Genomic DNA, 15,530 nt, shown 5'->3' with positions numbered 1-15,530 from the left:
TAAGCCAAGATGAGGGTTTATAGGTTATAATGTCCGGTCGCATTAACGAAGAGGTGCAAGGTGGCTCTGGACAAAATAAGTGTACGTGGGGCACGAACCCACAACCTGAAGAATGTCTCCCTGGAGATCCCCCGCGACCAGCTGGTGGTAATCACCGGGCTTTCCGGCTCGGGTAAATCCTCCCTGGCGTTCGATACGCTCTACGCTGAAGGCCAGCGACGTTATGTTGAGTCCTTGTCAGCCTATGCCCGCCAGTTTTTATCCATGATGGAAAAGCCGGATGTGGATCATATTGAAGGCTTGTCGCCGGCCATTTCCATTGAACAGAAATCCACCTCGCACAACCCCCGCTCCACCGTGGGCACCATCACGGAAATCTACGATTATCTGCGCCTACTGTATGCCCGCACCGGGATTCCCCGCTGCCCGGAACATCAGGTCACCCTGATGGCCAAAACCGTCAGTGAAATGGTGGATGAAGTGCTCAACCTCCCGGAAGAGTCGCGCATCCTGATCCTGGCGCCTGTGGTTGAAGATCGTAAGGGGGAACACCTCAACCTCCTGGCGGATCTTAAAGCCCAGGGTTTTATCCGCGCCCGCATTGATGGCCAGGTCGTGGAACTGGATGAAGCGCCGACGCTGGATAAAAAACGCAAGCACACCATTGAAGTGGTTGTGGATCGCCTGAAAGTAAGGGATGACCAGCAACTCAGGCTGGCTGAATCCTTTGAAACCGCCCTGGCTTTGTCCGATGGTCTGGCAGTGGTCAGCTTTATGGGCGGTGAGCAGGATGATCTTTTGTTTTCGGCCAACTACGCCTGCCCGCACTGCGGCTATGCGATTTCCGAGCTGGAACCCCGGATGTTTTCCTTCAACAATCCGGCGGGCGCCTGTCCCACTTGCGATGGTTTGGGTCACAAAGCGTTTTTTGATGAACAGAAACTGATTGTCTCCCCGGAACTGTCTCTGGCCGAAGGTGTCATCAAGGGCTGGGATCGACGCAATATCTACTACTTTGGCCTGCTCAAGCATGTCAGTCTTCACTATGGCTTTGCCCTGGAAACCCCCTGGAAAGAACTGCCCAAAAAAATCCAGCAGATTTTACTGCATGGCAGTGGCCGCGAAGAGATTGATTTCAGCTATTCCAGTGACCGGGGCCGCCAGGTCATCAAAGCGCATCCCTTTGAAGGCGTGATTCCCAATCTGGAAAGGCGCTATCGGGAAACCGACTCCCAGAACCTGCGCGAAGAGCTGGCCAAGTTGCTGACCACACACGTCTGCCCCAGTTGCAATGGCAGCCGCTTGAAAGAAGCTTCACGGAATGTGTTTGTTGGCGAGGTTAACTTGCCGGAAGTTGTGAAGATGCCGCTCGGCGAAGCCAGCGGTTACTTCAGCAGCCTCAAGCTGGATGGTCAGAGGGGCGAGATTGCCCAACGCATTCTTGTGGAAATCGTGGAACGCCTGAACTTTCTGGTTAATGTCGGGCTGGATTACCTGTCCCTGGAACGCAGCGCAGAAACCCTCTCCGGCGGTGAAGCCCAGCGTATCCGCCTGGCCAGCCAAATCGGTGCTGGCCTGGTTGGGGTCATGTATATTCTGGATGAACCCTCCATCGGCCTGCATCAGCGCGATAATGAGCGCTTGCTCAACACCCTGACGCGTCTGCGCGACCTGGGCAACACCGTGCTCGTGGTTGAACATGATGAAGATGCCATCCGCCATGCCGATCATTTGATCGATATCGGCCCCGGCGCCGGAGTTCATGGTGGCCAGATCGTTGCCCAGGGAACCCCCGAGGAAGTCATGCAGGTGGAAGGCTCCATCACGGCAGACTACCTGACCGGGCGCAAGAAAATTGAAGTTCCTCAACTGCGCCACCTCCCCGAAGAAGGTCAGGAGCTGGTCATACGTGGGGCCACGGGCAACAACCTGCGCAACCTGGATGTTTCTATCCCCTTGGGTGTCATGACCTGTGTCACCGGGGTGTCTGGCTCGGGCAAGTCCACCTTGATCAATGCCACCCTCTACCCGCATGCCGCCCATGAGCTGAACGGCAACAACAGCCTTACCCCTCAGGAGTGCAAAAGCATTGAAGGGCTGGATTTGCTCGACAAGGTGATCGATATCGACCAAAGCCCGATAGGCCGCACACCCCGCTCCAACCCGGCCACCTACACCGGCATTTTCACTCCCGTTAGGGAGTTGTTTGCCGGAACCCAGGAGGCCCGCTCACGTGGCTATAAACCAGGACGCTTCAGTTTCAACGTCAAGGGTGGCCGCTGTGAAGCCTGCCAGGGGGATGGCCTGATCAAGGTGGAAATGCACTTTCTGCCCGATATTTATGTACCCTGTGATGTCTGTAAGGCCAAGCGCTATAACCGGGAAACCCTGGAGATACGCTACAAGGGCAAGAACATTCACGAAGTGCTGGAAATGACCATTGAAGAAGCCAGAGAGTTCTTTTCAGCCGTACCCGCCGTGGCGCGTCGCCTGCAAACCCTGATGGATGTCGGTCTTTCCTACATTCGCCTGGGGCAGAGTGCGACCACTCTCTCAGGGGGTGAAGCACAACGCGTCAAACTGGCCCGGGAACTGGCTCGACGGGACACCGGAAAAACCCTGTATATTCTTGATGAGCCGACCACCGGCCTGCATTTTGAGGACATCAAACAACTCCTGGCCGTTCTGCATCGCCTGCGTGACCATGGCAATACCCTGGTGGTCATCGAACACAATCTGGATGTGATCAAAACGGCCGACTGGATTATTGATATGGGCCCGGAAGGTGGCAGAGGTGGCGGCCAGATTATTGCCGAAGGAACGCCCGAAGAAGTGGCCAGAGAAGAGGCTTCTTATACCGGACATTTCCTGGCCAGAATGCTTAAATAACCCCTGACTAACTATTGCGCTTGGTGATGCTTCGTTGAAATTGAACTCAAAATAAAAAAACCGGCCGAGGCCGGTTTTTTTGTCGCTACAGGAAGTCGAAAAGCTTATTCAGCGTCTTCGTCCACCTGAGGGCGGTCTACCAGTTCGACGTAGGCCATAGGAGCCTGGTCGCCGGTACGCAGGCCGCATTTGAGAATGCGGACATAACCACCGGGACGCTCGGAATAACGCTTGCCCAGCTCGGAGAAAAGCTTGCCAACGGCAGCTTGTGAACCGGTGCGAGCGAATGCCAAACGACGGTTAGCAACGCTATCCACCTTGGCCAGGGTAATCAGAGGCTCGATAACACGACGCAGCTCTTTTGCCTTGGGCAGGGTAGTTTTGATGACTTCATGTTCAACCAGCGAAACGCTCATGTTTTTAAACATGGACTTACGGTGGCTGCTGTTTCTGTTGAGTTTACGACCACTCTTACGATGACGCATTGTCGTTTATCCTTTCCAAACCTTGAGACTTGAAATGACGCTTAGGCACTGGCCTTATCGTCGTTCTTCAAACTGGCGGGTGGCCAGTTTTCCAACCGCATACCCAGTGACAAAGCACGGGCGGCAAGAACGTCCTTGATTTCAGTCAGGGACTTTTTACCCAAATTCGGTGTTTTCAGGAGTTCAACTTCAGTACGTTGAATCAAATCACCGATGTAGTAAATGTTCTCAGCCTTCAGGCAGTTGGCAGAACGCACGGTCAGTTCAAGGTCGTCTACCGGGCGAAGAAGCACAGGATCAATTTGATCTTCTTCTTCTTCGGGCTCTTGTTGCTTGTCTGTTTCCAGATCAACGAAGGCAGCCAGCTGTTCTTGTAAAATAGTGGCAGAACGGCGAATAGACTCTTCAGGGTCCAGTGTGCCGTCCGTTTCCAATTCAAGAACCAGCTTGTCAAGGTCAGTACGCTGTTCAACACGGGCCGCTTCTACCGAGTAGGCAACACGCAGTACCGGGCTGAAGGTTGCATCCAGTGCCAGACGGCCGATGGGACGACTTTCATCGTCATCAGACAGACGGGCATCTGCAGGCACATAGCCACGGCCTTTCTGAACACGCAGTTGCATGTTCAGCTCAGCGCCGGAATTCAGGTTGGCAATCACCAGGTCTGGATTAACTATTTCCAGATCGTGATCGGCCTGAATATCACCCGCAGTCACGGGACCAGGACCTTGTTTTTTCAGCGTCAAAACAGCTTCGTCACGGTTGAAAAGCTTGACCGCAACCTGCTTGAGGTTGAGCAGGATTTCAATCACATCTTCCTGAACACCTTCAAGCGTGCTGTATTCATGCTCGACGCCTTCGATCTCAGCTTCGACTATTGCACAGCCGGGCATGGAGGAAAGCAGGATACGACGCAGAGCATTCCCCAGGGTATGACCGAAACCACGCTCGAAAGGCTCGAGAATGATTTTTGCTCGGGTCGGACTTAAAGTCTCGACTTTGATATCTCTTGGGCGAAGAAACTCTGTCACTGAACGCTGCATAGGAACACCTGTTTGGCTGCCAGACGGTTACCCCAAGATTACTTGGAGTAAAGCTCGACGATGAGGTTTTCGTTGATTTCAGCTGAAAGATCGGTACGCTCAGGCTTGGCCTTGTAAGTACCTTCCAGCTTGTTGCCATCAACCTCGACCCAGGAAACATCAGAGCGCTGTGAAGCCAGCTGAAATGCGTTTTTGATACGCAACTGCTGCTTGGCTTTTTCGCGCACGGCAACGACATCACCGGGCTGAACCTGATAAGACGCGACATTCACTGTCTTACCATTAACTGTTAGGGCTTTGTGGCTGACCAGCTGGCGTGCTTCAGCACGTGTGGAGCCAAAACCCATGCGGTAAACCACGTTATCAAAACGTGATTCCAGCAGCTGCAGCAGGTTTTCGCCTGTTGCGCCCTTCATGCGGGCTGCTGCTTTGTAGTAGTTACGGAATTGTTTTTCCAACACACCGTACATACGACGGACTTTCTGTTTCTCGCGAAGCTGCAGACCATAGTCTGAAAGACGACTGCGACGTTGACCGTGCTGACCGGGAACTGCTTCTGATTTACACTTCTTCTCAAAAGGAGTTACACCACTTTTCAGCAGCAGATCAGTACCCTCACGACGTGAGAGCTTACACTTGGGACCTAAGTAACGTGCCATGAATCTGCCTCCTTATACGCGGCGTTTCTTCGGTGGGCGACAACCGTTGTGTGGAATCGGGGTCACATCGGTAATATTGGTGACCTTGAAACCGGCGGCGTTCAGGGCGCGAACGGCAGATTCACGGCCAGGACCAGGGCCCTTGACCATAACGTCGACATTCTTCAGACCATACTCGGCTGCCGCAGTAGCGGCACGTTCACTCGCGACTTGCGCTGCGAACGGGGTGCTCTTACGAGAACCACGAAAACCCGAACCACCGGCAGTTGCCCAGGAAAGGGTGTTGCCCTGGCGGTCAGTTATCGTAATGATGGTGTTGTTAAAAGAGGCGTGGATATGGGCGACGCCATCCACTACCGTCTTTTTAACTTTTTTACGAGTACGCGGGTTAGCCATAGTATTTTTGTTTCCTACTTATTTGCGAATAGGTTTACGCGGTCCTTTACGGGTACGCGCATTGGTTTTGGTGCGCTGACCACGAACCGGCAAGTTGCGGCGGTGGCGAATACCCCGGTTACAACCCAGATCCATCAGACGCTTGATGTTCAAAGTGGTTTCACGACGCAGATCACCTTCAACGGTGAAAGTGCCTACAGCCGTTCTCAACTTATCCAACTCGTCAGTCGACAAGTCAGCAATTTTGCGGTTAGGTTCAATACCGGACTCGACACAAATCTTTTGAGCGCGGGTTTTGCCCACACCAAAGATATAGGTCAGGGAAATGACCGTGTGTTTGTTGTCCGGAATGTTGACACCAGCAATACGTGCCATTCACTTTACTCCGATTCCAAGCCGAATTATACGGCTCCAGTTTTTATGTCCATAAAGGGCGCAAAAGCTTACCCCCTGATAAGAAAAATATCAAGGGGTAAGGGGTACTTCCTTTATGGTCCTGTCCAGAATATTAACCCTGGCGCTGTTTGTGACGTGGTTCAATGCAGATAACACGAACCGAACCACGACGACGAATGATCTTACAGTTACGACAGATCTTCTTAACTGATGCACGAACTTTCATCTTCTACTCCGTTCCCTTCGGTCAGATCACCGACGGCGACCGTAACCTTTAAGGTTGGCTTTCTTAAGCAAAGACTGATTCTGATACTGATGCGACATCAAGTGAGACTGCAACTGTGCCATAAAGTCCATAACCACCACGACGACGATCAGCAAGGAGGTGCCGCCGACGTAGAAAGGAATATCCCAGGCAACCTGCAGGAACTGAGGCATCAGGGAAACAGCCGTTATATACATTGCCCCGAACAGGGTCAGGCGTGTTACCACCCCATCAATATATTTTGCTGTCTGATCACCAGGACGAATACCCGGCAAAAAGGCACCTGATTTTTTCAGGTTTTCAGCAATTTCCTTGGGGTTAAACATAAGTGCTGTATAAAAGAAGCAGAAGAATACAACACTGAGTGCAAAAAGCAAGATATATAAGGGAGCACCCGGCGCAAGGAGCTGTGCCAGATCCTGTAATATACCCATACCTTCTGTACTGCCGAACCACTGACCTATGGACGCAGGGAACAACAGGATACTGGAAGCAAAAATGGGTGGAATCACACCAGCCATGTTCACTTTAAGCGGTAGATGATTGGATTGTGCTGCATACATCTGATTGCCGACCTGGCGCTTGGCGTAATTTACCGTAATGCGGCGCTGACCGCGTTCGATAAAGACGACAAAAGCCACTGTGGCAATCCCCAGAACACCGATGACCAGAAGCGGGATCAGATTCCAGGTTCCTTCGCTGCGGGCAATTTCCAGGGAGCTACCGATTGCACCGGGCAGACCGGCGACAATCCCGGAAAAAATCAACAGTGAGATACCGTTGCCGATACCCCGCTCGGTGATCTGCTCACCCAGCCACATCAGGAAGACCGCACCACAAACCAGGGTCGTTACCGCGACAAAGTAAAACCCGAAGTTCGCCATGTAGACGACACCACTTTGTCCTGCCAGACCCACTGACATACCGATAGCCTGCACAAAAGCCAGCCCCACTGTGCCGTAGCGAGTGTACTGGTTGATTTTGCGACGACCGGCTTCACCTTCTTTTTTCAAAGCTTCCAGCTTGGGTGTCACTGCTGTCAGCAATTGCATGATAATCGAGGCGGAAATATAGGGCATGATGCCCAGCGCCAGGATACTCATGTTTTCAAGGGCACCACCCGAGAACATGTTGAACATGTCCAGAATAGTGCCCTTGTTCTGTTCGAAGATGGCAGCAAGCTGGTCAGGATTGATACCAGGAACGGGAACGTGGGCACCGATGCGATACACAATGATCGCAAGGATGACAAAACGTAAGCGGGCCCAGACTTCTCCGAGTCCGCTCTGATTACCTGGTATGGATCCTGGTTTAGCCATTTCGTCCTCGACTTACTTAGTCTTCGACTTTACCGCCAGCCGCTTCAATGGCCGCACGCGCACCCTTAGTGGCTTTGAGGCCCTTAACGGTGACTGCACGGTTGATTTCGCCGGACAGAATCACTTTCACATACTGAGTCGCATTTTTGATGATATCAGCAGCTTTCAGTGTTTCCAGAGTAACAACATCACCTTCAACCAAGCCGAGTTCATGCAAACGCACTTCAGCACTCAAGGGTGCTTTGTGCGAAGTAAAACCAAACTTGGGCAGACGACGCTGCAAGGGCATTTGTCCGCCTTCAAAACCTGGCTTAACGCTGCCACCAGAGCGGGCTTTCAGACCCTTGTGGCCACGGCCGGCGGTTTTACCCAGACCACTGCCGATACCACGACCAACACGCCTAGCGTCAGTCTTGGAGCCCGGTGCCGGGCTCAGATCGTTCAGATGCATGACTTATGCTCCTTCAACTCGCAGCAAATAGTTGACCTTATTGATCATGCCACGTACTGCGGGAGTGTCTTCCAGTTCTACCTGGTGGCCGATACGGCGCAGACCCAACCCTTTCACACAAAGCTTGTGCTTGGGCAGAATAGAGATGGGGCTACGGACCAGAGTTACTTTAATTTTCGCCATGGTTTACCCCAGAATCTCTTCTACGGTCTTGCCGCGTTTTGCGGCTATGTCTTCTGGTGCATGCATTGCAGCCAGACCCTTAACCGTGGCACGAACCACGTTAACTGGATTGGTTGAACCGTAACACTTTGCCAGTACGTTCTGTACGCCGGCCAGTTCCAGTACAGCACGCATCGCACCACCGGCGATGATACCTGTACCTTCAGAGGCTGGCTGCATGAATACCTTGGAGGCACCATGCGCAGCACGTACGGGATACTGAAGTGTGGTGCCGTCCAGTTGAACGTTCACCATGTTACGGCGGGCCTGTTCCATTGCCTTTTGGATCGCAACAGGCACTTCACGTGCCTTGCCGCGACCAAAACCAATGCGGCCCTTGCCGTCGCCGACTACGGTCAAGGCTGTGAAGCCGAAAATACGACCACCCTTGACCACTTTGGCGACACGGTTGACCTGCACAAGTTTTTCTTGCAGGTCACCGGCAGTCTTTTCAATATTCGCCATCGTCACACCCTTTAGAATTCCAGGCCGCCTTCACGAGCCGCATCAGCCAGGGCTTTTACGCGACCATGATATTTGAAACCGCCGCGATCAAAAGCAACAGTTGCAATACCTGCAGCTTTGGCTCTTTCGGCGATCAACTTGCCAACCTTGGTGGCGGCTTCGATATTACCTGTCGCACCGCTACGCAGACTGCTGTCCAAAGTGGAAGCGCTGGCTAAAACCTGGCCTCCATCGGCGGAAATGATCTGCGCGTAGATGTGCCGCGGAGTGCGGTTCACGCACAGGCGAATCGCACCCAGCTCGCGAATTTTGGCGCGGGCACGGCGGGCACGACGTAAACGAGATTCTTTCTTCGCGTTCATAACCCTGCCTTACTTCTTCTTGGCTTCTTTACGACGAACGAGTTCGTCGCTATAGCGGATGCCCTTGCCCTTATAGGGTTCTGGACGGCGGAAACTGCGAATCTCAGCAGCACACTGACCAAGCAATTGCTTGTCAGCACCCTTCAATACAATCTGGGTGTTGCTGGGAGTCTCTGCAGTCACGCCGGCAGGAAGGGAGTATTCCACCGGATGGGAGAAGCCCAAGGTAAGATTAATGGTTTGCCCTTTGGCTTGTGCACGATAACCAACACCGTTGATTTCCAGAGACTTGGTAAAGCCAGTGGAAACGCCAGTCACCATATTGTTGACCAGCGCACGGGTAGTACCTGCATGAGCCCAGGCAGCTCGGTTGTTAGGGTTACCAGCAGCAACCGTCACAGTATTTTCTTCAACTTGCATTTCAACCATCGGATGCAGGTTGAGCTCAAGGGAGCCATTGCTGCCCTTGACGGTTACCTTACCTTCGTTGAGCTTCAGCTCAACACCGGCTGGTAGTTCAATCGGTTTCTTTGCTACGCGGGACATTATACTCTCCCTTAGAACACGGTGCAGATGACTTCGCCACCGACACCGGCCGCACGTGCTGCGCGATCACTCATTACACCTTTGGAGGTGGACATGATCGCTACGCCCAGGCCGCCGGCAACTTTAGGCAGTTCGCTTTTGCCTTTGTAGCTACGCAAACTGGGTTTGCTGACACGTTCGATCTTCTCGATGACCGCTTTGCCTTCAAAATACTTCAAAGTCACAGTCAGTTCAGGTTTTACATCACCTTGGACCTGGAAGTCCTCGATGAAACCCTCTTCTTTAAGCACCCGGGCAACTTCGATTTTCATCTTCGAAGACGGCATGGTGACCGTCTCTTTCGTTGCCATTTGTGCATTGCGAATACGGGTTACCATATCCGCCAGGGTGTCTTGCATGCTCATTCGCTTTGCACTCCTGGATCCTAAGCTTACCAGCTGGACTTACGCAGACCAGGCACGTCACCGCGCATAGCTGCTTGGCGCAGCGCGTTACGGCTCAGGCCGAACTTGTTATAAAAACCATGCGGACGACCAGTGGAACGGCAGCGGTTACGCTGACGAACCGAACTGGAATCGCGTGGCAGTTTCTGCAGTTGCTGCAATGCGACCCATTGTTCTTCTTCAGAAGAATTAGGGTTCACAATGATCGCTTTCAGCTCTGCACGCTTGGCCGCATACTTCGCGACCAGTTTATCGCGCTTAAGCTCGCGTTGAACCATGGAAACCTTCGCCATGTCTTTCCCCTTACTTCTTGAACGGGAAGCCGAGCGCAGTCAAGAGCGCACGACCTTCGTCATTGTTACGGGCAGTTGTGGTGATGGTTACGTCCAGGCCACGCACCCTGTCGACTTTATCATAGTCAATTTCAGGGAAGATGATCTGCTCACGCACACCCATGCTGTAGTTACCACGACCGTCAAAAGACTTGGGACTCAAGCCACGGAAGTCACGAATACGCGGAATCGCAACATCCACCAGACGGTCAAGGAATTCCCACATGCGCTCGTGGCGCAGGGTTACCTTGCAACCAATCGGCCAACCTTCGCGGACTTTAAAGCCAGCAATGGATTTACGAGCCTTGGTGACCACAGGCTTTTGCCCGCTCAATTTTTCCATATCAGCGACGGCGTTCTCGATCAGCTTTTTATCGCTGAGTGCTTCACCAAGACCCATGTTCAGGGTGATTTTGGTAACGCGTGGAACTTCCATCACATTTTTAAAACCAAACTCTTCTTTCAGCTTGGCTGCTACATCTTCACGGTAAAGCTCTTTCAATCTAGCCATGCTGTTACCTGACTTGATTAGGAGTCGATCTCAGCTTGAGTCGACTTAAAAATACGTACCTTGGAACCGTCGTCCAGGACCTTGAACCCTACTCGATCAGCTTTGCCCGTTTCTTTGTTGAAAATGGCAACGTTGGAAGCATGTATGGGCGCTTCGCGCTCAATGATGCCACCAGGCTGATTGGCATAGGGGTTTGGGCGCGTGTGGCGCTTGATCATGTTCACACCGGACACTACATAACGGTTGTCCTTGAGAACACGCTTAATCGTGCCACGCTTACCCTTGTCTTTGCCTGCGATGACGATCACTTCATCGTCACGTTTAATTTTACGCATAACCGGCCTCGCTCCTTACAGCACTTCAGGTGCCAAGGAAATGATCTTCATGAACTTGTCGCCACGCAGCTCACGGGTTACCGGCCCGAAAATACGGGTGCCCATAGGTGCGTCTTTGTTATCCAGAATGACAGCAGCATTGCCGTCAAAACGAATAGCAGAGCCGTCAGGACGGCGAACCGGTGCCTTGGTGCGGACTACCACAGCCTTGAGAACCTGGCCTTTTTTCACCTTGCCACGCGGAATGGCATCTTTAACGGTGACTTTGATAATGTCACCAACACGTGCATAGCGACGGTGAGATCCACCGAGCACTTTAATACACATGACGCGACGCGCGCCGCTGTTGTCGGCAACATCCAGCATTGATTGCGTCTGAATCATTAGTTATCTCCAAACTTTAAGCGTTCAGAGCCTGAGTTCCCTCAGACCTCTTTAGCACGCTCAACAATCTCGACCAGTTTCCAGGTTTTCGTCTTAGACAGCGGACGGCTTTCCTGGATGGTTACGGTGTCACCCATGCGAGCATCATTCGACTCGTCATGTGCATGTAGCTTAGTGGAGCGACGAACGTATTTTCCGTACAGAGGGTGAGCCACACTGCGCTCAACCATCACTGTTACAGTTTTATCCATTTTATCGCTGACCACCTTGCCGGTGACAGTTCTGGCTTTCTTTTCGACTTCGGCCATTTTAGTTACCTGCCTTATCGTTGAGCACGGTTTTAATCCGAGCCACATCGCGACGCAGCTGCTTGAGCAGATGTGTCTGACCCAGCTGACCAGTCACCTTGCGCATGCGCAGTTGGAACTGCTCACGCAACAGGCCTTGCAGCTGTTCATTGAGCTCGTCAGCGGATTTCTCGCGCAGTTCTTGAGCTTTCATTACATCACCGTCCGTTTAACAAAAGTTGTCGGGATAGGAAGCTTGGCACCTGCGAGGGTGAAAGCCTGGCGAGCAAGCTCTTCAGACACACCTTCAACTTCGTAAAGCACCTTGCCGGGCTGGATAAGGGCGACCCAGTATTCTACGTTACCCTTACCTTTACCCATACGAACTTCCAACGGCTTTTCTGTAATCGGCTTATCAGGAAAAACTCGGATCCAAATCTTACCACCACGCTTGATGTGGCGAGTCATAGTACGACGTGCCGCCTCAATCTGGCGGGCAGTCAGACGACCACGACCTGTGGCTTTCAGACCGAATTCACCAAAGCTGACCTTATTACCGCGATTTGCCAGGCCACGGTTACGGCCAGTGTGCATCTTGCGGAATTTTGTACGCTTGGGCTGTAACATCGACTATCCCCTTACTTGGAACCTTTCTTCTTAGGCGCCTGTTGCGGCTGCTGCTTGGCAGCGTTAGCACGCACCTCTTCGATCCCGCCCAGAATTTCGCCTTTAAAGATCCACACCTTCACACCGATGACACCATAGGTGGTGTGTGCTTCAGCAGTGGCGTAGTCGATATCAGCGCGCAGAGTGTGCAGAGGTACACGACCTTCGCGATACCACTCGGAACGAGCGATCTCTGCACCACCAAGACGTCCACCAACCTGGATCTTGATACCCTTGGCACCCAGACGCATGGCATTCTGCACAGAGCGTTTCATGGCACGACGGAACATCACACGACGCTCCAGCTGGCCAGCCACACTTTGTGCAACCAGAGCTGCATCCAGCTCAGGCTTACGGACTTCTTCGATGTTGATGTGCACGGGCACACCCATCATGTCAGACACATCCTTGCGCAGACGATCAACGTCTTCACCTTTTTTGCCAATCACGATGCCGGGGCGGGCGGTGTGAATGGTGATACGAGCGTTGTTAGCAGGACGCTCGATCTGGATGCGGCTGACAGCGGCTTGCTTGAGACGCGCTTCGAGGAAGCTGCGAACCTGCAAGTCATTGTTAAGCTTGTCGGCATAGGCCGGGCCTTCAGCATACCAAGTTGAGGTATGATCTTTGACGATACCCAACCGAATGCCAGTAGGATTGACTTTCTGACCCATCGGGTGACTCCTTACCGGTCTGCAACCTTGACGGTGATATGGCAAGTGCGCTTGAGAATGCGATCAGCACGACCCTTGGCACGCGGTTTAATGCGCTTCATGGTCATACCTTCATCCACCATTACGGTAGAGACACGCAGTTCATCAATATCAGCACCTTCGTTATGCTCCGCGTTTGCAATTGCAGACTCGAGAACTTTTTTAACCAGCGTTGCAGCTTTTTTAGGGCTGAATGCAAGCAGGTTAAGTGCATCCGCAACCTTCTTGCCACGCACCTGATCAGCAACCAAGCGCGCCTTCTGTGCGGACAGACGGGCACCACGCATTTTAGCGGCGACTTCCATCATTACCTCCTGGATTAGCGCTTGGCTTTCTTGTCAGCTGCATGACCGCGATAAGTGCGGGTAGCAGCAAATTCACCCAGCTTGTGACCGACCATCTCTTCAGTGATGTAAACCGGTACATGCTGGCGTCCATTGTGGACTGCGATCGTAAGGCCGATCATATCTGGAATGATCATTGAACGACGAGACCAGGTTTTAATTGGTTTCTTGTCTTTGCCTTCAACCGCGACTTCCACTTTCTTCAACAGATGAAGGTCAATGAAAGGACCTTTCTTCAGTGAACGAGGCACAGCGGTATCCCCTTATTCGTTATTTCGCTTTACGGCGACGAACAATCAGATTGTTAGTACGCTTGTTTTTGCGAGTTTTGTAACCCTTGGTTGGCACACCCCAAGGCGTAGTTGGGTGTTTACCCATATTGCGTCCCTCGCCACCACCGTGAGGGTGATCAACGGGGTTCATGGCGGTACCACGAACGGTAGGACGAACACCACGCCAGCGAGTTGCACCCGCTTTACCCAGTACACGCAGGCTGTTTTCTGAGTTGCTGACTTCGCCCAGAGTGGCGCGGCAATCAACCAGAACCTTGCGGGTTTCACCTGAGCGCAAACGCAGAGTCGCGTAGGCACCTTCACGGGCAACCAACTGCGCGGAAGTACCGGCAGAACGTGCCATTTGGGCGCCCTTACCTGGCTTCAACTCGATGCAGTGTACTGTGGAACCCAGCGGCATATTACGCAGCGGCAGAGTGTTACCCACCTTGATGGGTGAATCCATACCCGACTGAATACGGTCACCTGCCTTCAAACCCTTGGGAGCGATAATGTAACGACGCTCACCATCCAGGTATTTGATCAGAGCAATGTGCGCTGTGCGGTTAGGATCATATTCCAGACGCTCAACGATACCACCGACACCATCCTTGTTGCGTTTGAAATCAACAATACGATAGTGCTGACGATGACCACCACCAATATGGCGAGTGGTAATGCGTCCATTGTTGTTGCGGCCGCCAGACTTGCGTTTGGTATCCAACAAAGGCGCATATGGAGCACCCTTGTGCAGATCCTTGTGCACCACCTTGACCAGGTGGCGGCGACCGGGTGAAGTCGGCTTAGCTTTCATAACTGCCATGATTCAACCCCTTGCCTTATTCCGCGTCAGCGAAATCGATCGCTTGACCTTCCGCCAGGCTGACATAAGCCTTGCGAAAACCTTTGCGACGACCGAGACCGTGAAGAGTGCGTCGGGTTTTGCCTTTAGTGTTAATAACACTGACGGCTTCAACCTTGACATCAAACAGTTGCTCGACAGCCTTTTTGATTTCAGGCTTAGTCGCATCTGAAGCTACTTTGAATACGTACTGAGTTTTTTCATCAGCAAGTACCGCAGCTTTCTCGGTCATATGTGGACCGAGCAGCACTTTGTATAGGCGCTCCTGATTCATCCCAATTTCTCCTCGAACTGACGCAGGGCTGGCACAGTGACCAGTACGTTTTCGTAGGCGATCAGGCTAACAGGATCGGCAGCTTTGGCTTCAATCACATCAACGTGTGGCAAGTTACGCGCTGCGAGGTAAAGATCGCTATTCAACTCGGAAGTCACGATCAAAACCTTTTCCAACTTCATTTCTGAAAGCTTGGCAGCCAGCAACTTGGTTTTGGGAGCTTCTACAGAGAAGTCTTCCACTGCAACCAGGCGGTCTTGACGTGCCAGTTCAGAAAGAATGGAACGCATCGCAGAGCGATACATTTTCTTGTTCACTTTTTGTGAATGATCTTGAGGGCGGGCCGCAAAAGTAACGCCACCTTTCCGCCAGATCGGAGAAGACGCAGTACCAGCACGTGCACGGCCAGTACCTTTTTGACGCCAGGGCTTTTTACCGCCGCCACTGACATCAGCGCGATTCTTCTGAGCACGAGTGCCTTGACGGGCACCGGCCATATAGGCAACGACGACCTGGTGAACCAGGGCTTCGTTGAATTCTTTTCCAAAGGTCGCATCGGATACTTCGACAGTACCCTGAGCTCCGGCAAGATTCAGGTTCATGTGTCTC

Annotated in this window: 27 protein-coding genes; 1 reads left to right on the top strand and 26 read right to left on the bottom strand. The window is 52.5% G+C overall.

Translation table 11 applies throughout. The annotated features are described in order from the left end of the window. Positions 1 to 66: 66 nt before the first annotated feature. A complete protein-coding gene (gene uvrA / locus LG323_RS11170) occupies positions 67 to 2,889 on the top strand; it encodes an excinuclease ABC subunit UvrA (RefSeq protein WP_404420134.1) in 2,823 nt (940 codons plus the stop codon). Positions 2,890 to 2,993: 104 nt separating this feature from the next. Here the strand turns inward: uvrA and rplQ are convergent, their stop codons facing one another. From rplQ to rplD, 26 genes are all read right to left on the bottom strand, one after another. After that, the gene (gene rplQ, locus LG323_RS11165; protein ID WP_310696811.1) at positions 2,994 to 3,374 is read right to left on the bottom strand and encodes a 50S ribosomal protein L17; all 381 of its coding nucleotides are present in this window, start codon (positions 3,372 to 3,374) and stop codon (positions 2,994 to 2,996) included. 41 nt (positions 3,375 to 3,415) lie between these two features. Beyond that, positions 3,416 to 4,417, bottom strand: a complete 1,002-nt coding sequence (locus LG323_RS11160; protein WP_310696812.1) for a DNA-directed RNA polymerase subunit alpha — start codon at positions 4,415 to 4,417, stop codon at positions 3,416 to 3,418. 38 nt (positions 4,418 to 4,455) lie between these two features. Further along, complete coding sequence (rpsD, locus tag LG323_RS11155; protein WP_310696813.1) at positions 4,456 to 5,076, bottom strand: 30S ribosomal protein S4; 621 nt, start codon at positions 5,074 to 5,076, stop codon at positions 4,456 to 4,458. Between the two features lie 12 nt (positions 5,077 to 5,088). Continuing rightward, the gene (gene rpsK / locus LG323_RS11150; RefSeq protein ID WP_091964905.1) at positions 5,089 to 5,472 is read right to left on the bottom strand and encodes a 30S ribosomal protein S11; all 384 of its coding nucleotides are present in this window, start codon (positions 5,470 to 5,472) and stop codon (positions 5,089 to 5,091) included. 18 nt (positions 5,473 to 5,490) lie between these two features. Continuing rightward, on the bottom strand, positions 5,491 to 5,847 hold the full coding sequence (gene rpsM, locus LG323_RS11145; RefSeq protein ID WP_310696814.1) for a 30S ribosomal protein S13: 357 nt from the start codon (positions 5,845 to 5,847) through the stop codon (positions 5,491 to 5,493). A gap of 133 nt (positions 5,848 to 5,980) precedes the next feature. Next, entirely contained in the window at positions 5,981 to 6,094 is a 114-nt protein-coding gene (rpmJ, locus tag LG323_RS11140; protein ID WP_072326876.1) for a 50S ribosomal protein L36, read from the bottom strand. A gap of 26 nt (positions 6,095 to 6,120) precedes the next feature. Then, positions 6,121 to 7,452, bottom strand: coding sequence for a preprotein translocase subunit SecY (secY, locus tag LG323_RS11135; RefSeq protein WP_310696815.1), 1,332 nt, complete (start codon positions 7,450 to 7,452; stop codon positions 6,121 to 6,123). Positions 7,453 to 7,468: 16 nt separating this feature from the next. Next, complete coding sequence (gene rplO / locus LG323_RS11130) at positions 7,469 to 7,903, bottom strand: 50S ribosomal protein L15 (protein WP_404416067.1); 435 nt, start codon at positions 7,901 to 7,903, stop codon at positions 7,469 to 7,471. Positions 7,904 to 7,906: 3 nt separating this feature from the next. Then, the gene (gene rpmD / locus LG323_RS11125; protein ID WP_114418032.1) at positions 7,907 to 8,086 is read right to left on the bottom strand and encodes a 50S ribosomal protein L30; all 180 of its coding nucleotides are present in this window, start codon (positions 8,084 to 8,086) and stop codon (positions 7,907 to 7,909) included. A 3-nt stretch (positions 8,087 to 8,089) separates the two neighbouring features. Then, entirely contained in the window at positions 8,090 to 8,590 is a 501-nt protein-coding gene (rpsE, locus tag LG323_RS11120) for a 30S ribosomal protein S5 (protein WP_310696817.1), read from the bottom strand. Between the two features lie 11 nt (positions 8,591 to 8,601). Next, entirely contained in the window at positions 8,602 to 8,952 is a 351-nt protein-coding gene (gene rplR / locus LG323_RS11115; protein WP_310696818.1) for a 50S ribosomal protein L18, read from the bottom strand. A gap of 9 nt (positions 8,953 to 8,961) precedes the next feature. Then, positions 8,962 to 9,498 (bottom strand): 50S ribosomal protein L6, encoded by a 537-nt coding sequence (rplF, locus tag LG323_RS11110; RefSeq protein ID WP_310696819.1) that lies wholly within the window; start codon positions 9,496 to 9,498, stop codon positions 8,962 to 8,964. Positions 9,499 to 9,509: 11 nt separating this feature from the next. Next, on the bottom strand, positions 9,510 to 9,902 hold the full coding sequence (gene rpsH, locus LG323_RS11105; protein ID WP_310696820.1) for a 30S ribosomal protein S8: 393 nt from the start codon (positions 9,900 to 9,902) through the stop codon (positions 9,510 to 9,512). A gap of 26 nt (positions 9,903 to 9,928) precedes the next feature. Beyond that, positions 9,929 to 10,234 (bottom strand): 30S ribosomal protein S14, encoded by a 306-nt coding sequence (rpsN, locus tag LG323_RS11100; protein ID WP_404416062.1) that lies wholly within the window; start codon positions 10,232 to 10,234, stop codon positions 9,929 to 9,931. A gap of 10 nt (positions 10,235 to 10,244) precedes the next feature. Beyond that, positions 10,245 to 10,784, bottom strand: coding sequence for a 50S ribosomal protein L5 (gene rplE / locus LG323_RS11095; RefSeq protein WP_310696822.1), 540 nt, complete (start codon positions 10,782 to 10,784; stop codon positions 10,245 to 10,247). Positions 10,785 to 10,801: 17 nt separating this feature from the next. Beyond that, entirely contained in the window at positions 10,802 to 11,119 is a 318-nt protein-coding gene (gene rplX, locus LG323_RS11090; RefSeq protein ID WP_091964883.1) for a 50S ribosomal protein L24, read from the bottom strand. A gap of 15 nt (positions 11,120 to 11,134) precedes the next feature. Next, positions 11,135 to 11,503: a 50S ribosomal protein L14 gene (gene rplN / locus LG323_RS11085; RefSeq protein ID WP_072326865.1), complete on the bottom strand. Its 369-nt coding sequence runs from the start codon at positions 11,501 to 11,503 to the stop codon at positions 11,135 to 11,137. A gap of 41 nt (positions 11,504 to 11,544) precedes the next feature. Beyond that, positions 11,545 to 11,811 carry a 30S ribosomal protein S17 gene (gene rpsQ, locus LG323_RS11080; RefSeq protein WP_114418040.1) on the bottom strand — a complete coding sequence of 89 codons (267 nt, stop codon included), beginning with the start codon at positions 11,809 to 11,811 and terminating at the stop codon, positions 11,545 to 11,547. 1 nt (position 11,812) lies between these two features. Further along, a complete protein-coding gene (gene rpmC / locus LG323_RS11075; protein WP_114418041.1) occupies positions 11,813 to 12,004 on the bottom strand; it encodes a 50S ribosomal protein L29 in 192 nt (63 codons plus the stop codon). Beyond that, the gene (rplP, locus tag LG323_RS11070) at positions 12,004 to 12,417 is read right to left on the bottom strand and encodes a 50S ribosomal protein L16 (RefSeq protein WP_114418042.1); all 414 of its coding nucleotides are present in this window, start codon (positions 12,415 to 12,417) and stop codon (positions 12,004 to 12,006) included. Before rplP ends, rpmC begins: the two co-directional genes overlap by 1 nt. 11 nt (positions 12,418 to 12,428) lie before the next feature. Beyond that, a complete protein-coding gene (gene rpsC, locus LG323_RS11065; protein ID WP_310696823.1) occupies positions 12,429 to 13,130 on the bottom strand; it encodes a 30S ribosomal protein S3 in 702 nt (233 codons plus the stop codon). An 11-nt stretch (positions 13,131 to 13,141) separates the two neighbouring features. Further along, on the bottom strand, positions 13,142 to 13,474 hold the full coding sequence (gene rplV / locus LG323_RS11060; protein ID WP_310696831.1) for a 50S ribosomal protein L22: 333 nt from the start codon (positions 13,472 to 13,474) through the stop codon (positions 13,142 to 13,144). Between the two features lie 14 nt (positions 13,475 to 13,488). Beyond that, positions 13,489 to 13,764: a 30S ribosomal protein S19 gene (gene rpsS / locus LG323_RS11055; protein ID WP_072326859.1), complete on the bottom strand. Its 276-nt coding sequence runs from the start codon at positions 13,762 to 13,764 to the stop codon at positions 13,489 to 13,491. A gap of 19 nt (positions 13,765 to 13,783) precedes the next feature. After that, positions 13,784 to 14,608 carry a 50S ribosomal protein L2 gene (gene rplB / locus LG323_RS11050; RefSeq protein WP_404416055.1) on the bottom strand — a complete coding sequence of 275 codons (825 nt, stop codon included), beginning with the start codon at positions 14,606 to 14,608 and terminating at the stop codon, positions 13,784 to 13,786. Between the two features lie 16 nt (positions 14,609 to 14,624). Further along, entirely contained in the window at positions 14,625 to 14,921 is a 297-nt protein-coding gene (rplW, locus tag LG323_RS11045) for a 50S ribosomal protein L23 (RefSeq protein ID WP_310696825.1), read from the bottom strand. Continuing rightward, a complete protein-coding gene (rplD, locus tag LG323_RS11040) occupies positions 14,918 to 15,523 on the bottom strand; it encodes a 50S ribosomal protein L4 (RefSeq protein WP_310696826.1) in 606 nt (201 codons plus the stop codon). Before rplD ends, rplW begins: the two co-directional genes overlap by 4 nt. Positions 15,524 to 15,530 lie beyond the last annotated feature (7 nt).

The sequence above is a fragment of the Marinospirillum sp. genome, from assembly GCF_044810985.1.
Classification (GTDB): Bacteria; Pseudomonadota; Gammaproteobacteria; order Pseudomonadales; family Halomonadaceae; genus Marinospirillum.
Note: the sequence above shows the minus strand (reverse complement) of the source record. Positions and strands in the feature narration are given on the sequence as shown.

What these genes read in the sequence shown, in the direction of transcription:
- rpsM (WP_310696814.1), bottom strand. Translation starts at nt 5,847, where the DNA reads ATGGCACGTATTGCTGGTGTCAACATTCCGGACAACAAACACACGGTC.
- rpsC (WP_310696823.1), bottom strand. Translation starts at nt 13,130, where the DNA reads ATGGGTCAGAAAGTCAATCCTACTGGCATTCGGTTGGGTATCGTCAAA.
- rplF (WP_310696819.1), bottom strand. Translation starts at nt 9,498, where the DNA reads ATGTCCCGCGTAGCAAAGAAACCGATTGAACTACCAGCCGGTGTTGAG.
- rpsQ (WP_114418040.1), bottom strand. Translation starts at nt 11,811, where the DNA reads ATGGCCGAAGTCGAAAAGAAAGCCAGAACTGTCACCGGCAAGGTGGTC.
- rpmJ (WP_072326876.1), bottom strand. Translation starts at nt 6,094, where the DNA reads ATGAAAGTTCGTGCATCAGTTAAGAAGATCTGTCGTAACTGTAAGATC.
- rplX (WP_091964883.1), bottom strand. Translation starts at nt 11,119, where the DNA reads ATGCGTAAAATTAAACGTGACGATGAAGTGATCGTCATCGCAGGCAAA.
- rpsH (WP_310696820.1), bottom strand. Translation starts at nt 9,902, where the DNA reads ATGAGCATGCAAGACACCCTGGCGGATATGGTAACCCGTATTCGCAAT.
- rplO (WP_404416067.1), bottom strand. Translation starts at nt 7,903, where the DNA reads ATGCATCTGAACGATCTGAGCCCGGCACCGGGCTCCAAGACTGACGCT.
- rpmC (WP_114418041.1), bottom strand. Translation starts at nt 12,004, where the DNA reads ATGAAAGCTCAAGAACTGCGCGAGAAATCCGCTGACGAGCTCAATGAA.
- rplP (WP_114418042.1), bottom strand. Translation starts at nt 12,417, where the DNA reads ATGTTACAGCCCAAGCGTACAAAATTCCGCAAGATGCACACTGGCCGT.
- rpmD (WP_114418032.1), bottom strand. Translation starts at nt 8,086, where the DNA reads ATGGCGAAAATTAAAGTAACTCTGGTCCGTAGCCCCATCTCTATTCTG.
- rplR (WP_310696818.1), bottom strand. Translation starts at nt 8,952, where the DNA reads ATGAACGCGAAGAAAGAATCTCGTTTACGTCGTGCCCGCCGTGCCCGC.
- rplW (WP_310696825.1), bottom strand. Translation starts at nt 14,921, where the DNA reads ATGAATCAGGAGCGCCTATACAAAGTGCTGCTCGGTCCACATATGACC.
- secY (WP_310696815.1), bottom strand. Translation starts at nt 7,452, where the DNA reads ATGGCTAAACCAGGATCCATACCAGGTAATCAGAGCGGACTCGGAGAA.
- rpsN (WP_404416062.1), bottom strand. Translation starts at nt 10,234, where the DNA reads ATGGCGAAGGTTTCCATGGTTCAACGCGAGCTTAAGCGCGATAAACTG.
- rpsK (WP_091964905.1), bottom strand. Translation starts at nt 5,472, where the DNA reads ATGGCTAACCCGCGTACTCGTAAAAAAGTTAAAAAGACGGTAGTGGAT.
- rpsD (WP_310696813.1), bottom strand. Translation starts at nt 5,076, where the DNA reads ATGGCACGTTACTTAGGTCCCAAGTGTAAGCTCTCACGTCGTGAGGGT.
- rpsE (WP_310696817.1), bottom strand. Translation starts at nt 8,590, where the DNA reads ATGGCGAATATTGAAAAGACTGCCGGTGACCTGCAAGAAAAACTTGTG.
- rplD (WP_310696826.1), bottom strand. Translation starts at nt 15,523, where the DNA reads ATGAACCTGAATCTTGCCGGAGCTCAGGGTACTGTCGAAGTATCCGAT.
- rplQ (WP_310696811.1), bottom strand. Translation starts at nt 3,374, where the DNA reads ATGCGTCATCGTAAGAGTGGTCGTAAACTCAACAGAAACAGCAGCCAC.
- rplV (WP_310696831.1), bottom strand. Translation starts at nt 13,474, where the DNA reads ATGGAAGTCGCCGCTAAAATGCGTGGTGCCCGTCTGTCCGCACAGAAG.
- rplE (WP_310696822.1), bottom strand. Translation starts at nt 10,784, where the DNA reads ATGGCTAGATTGAAAGAGCTTTACCGTGAAGATGTAGCAGCCAAGCTG.
- rplN (WP_072326865.1), bottom strand. Translation starts at nt 11,503, where the DNA reads ATGATTCAGACGCAATCAATGCTGGATGTTGCCGACAACAGCGGCGCG.
- rplB (WP_404416055.1), bottom strand. Translation starts at nt 14,608, where the DNA reads ATGGCAGTTATGAAAGCTAAGCCGACTTCACCCGGTCGCCGCCACCTG.
- LG323_RS11160 (WP_310696812.1), bottom strand. Translation starts at nt 4,417, where the DNA reads ATGCAGCGTTCAGTGACAGAGTTTCTTCGCCCAAGAGATATCAAAGTC.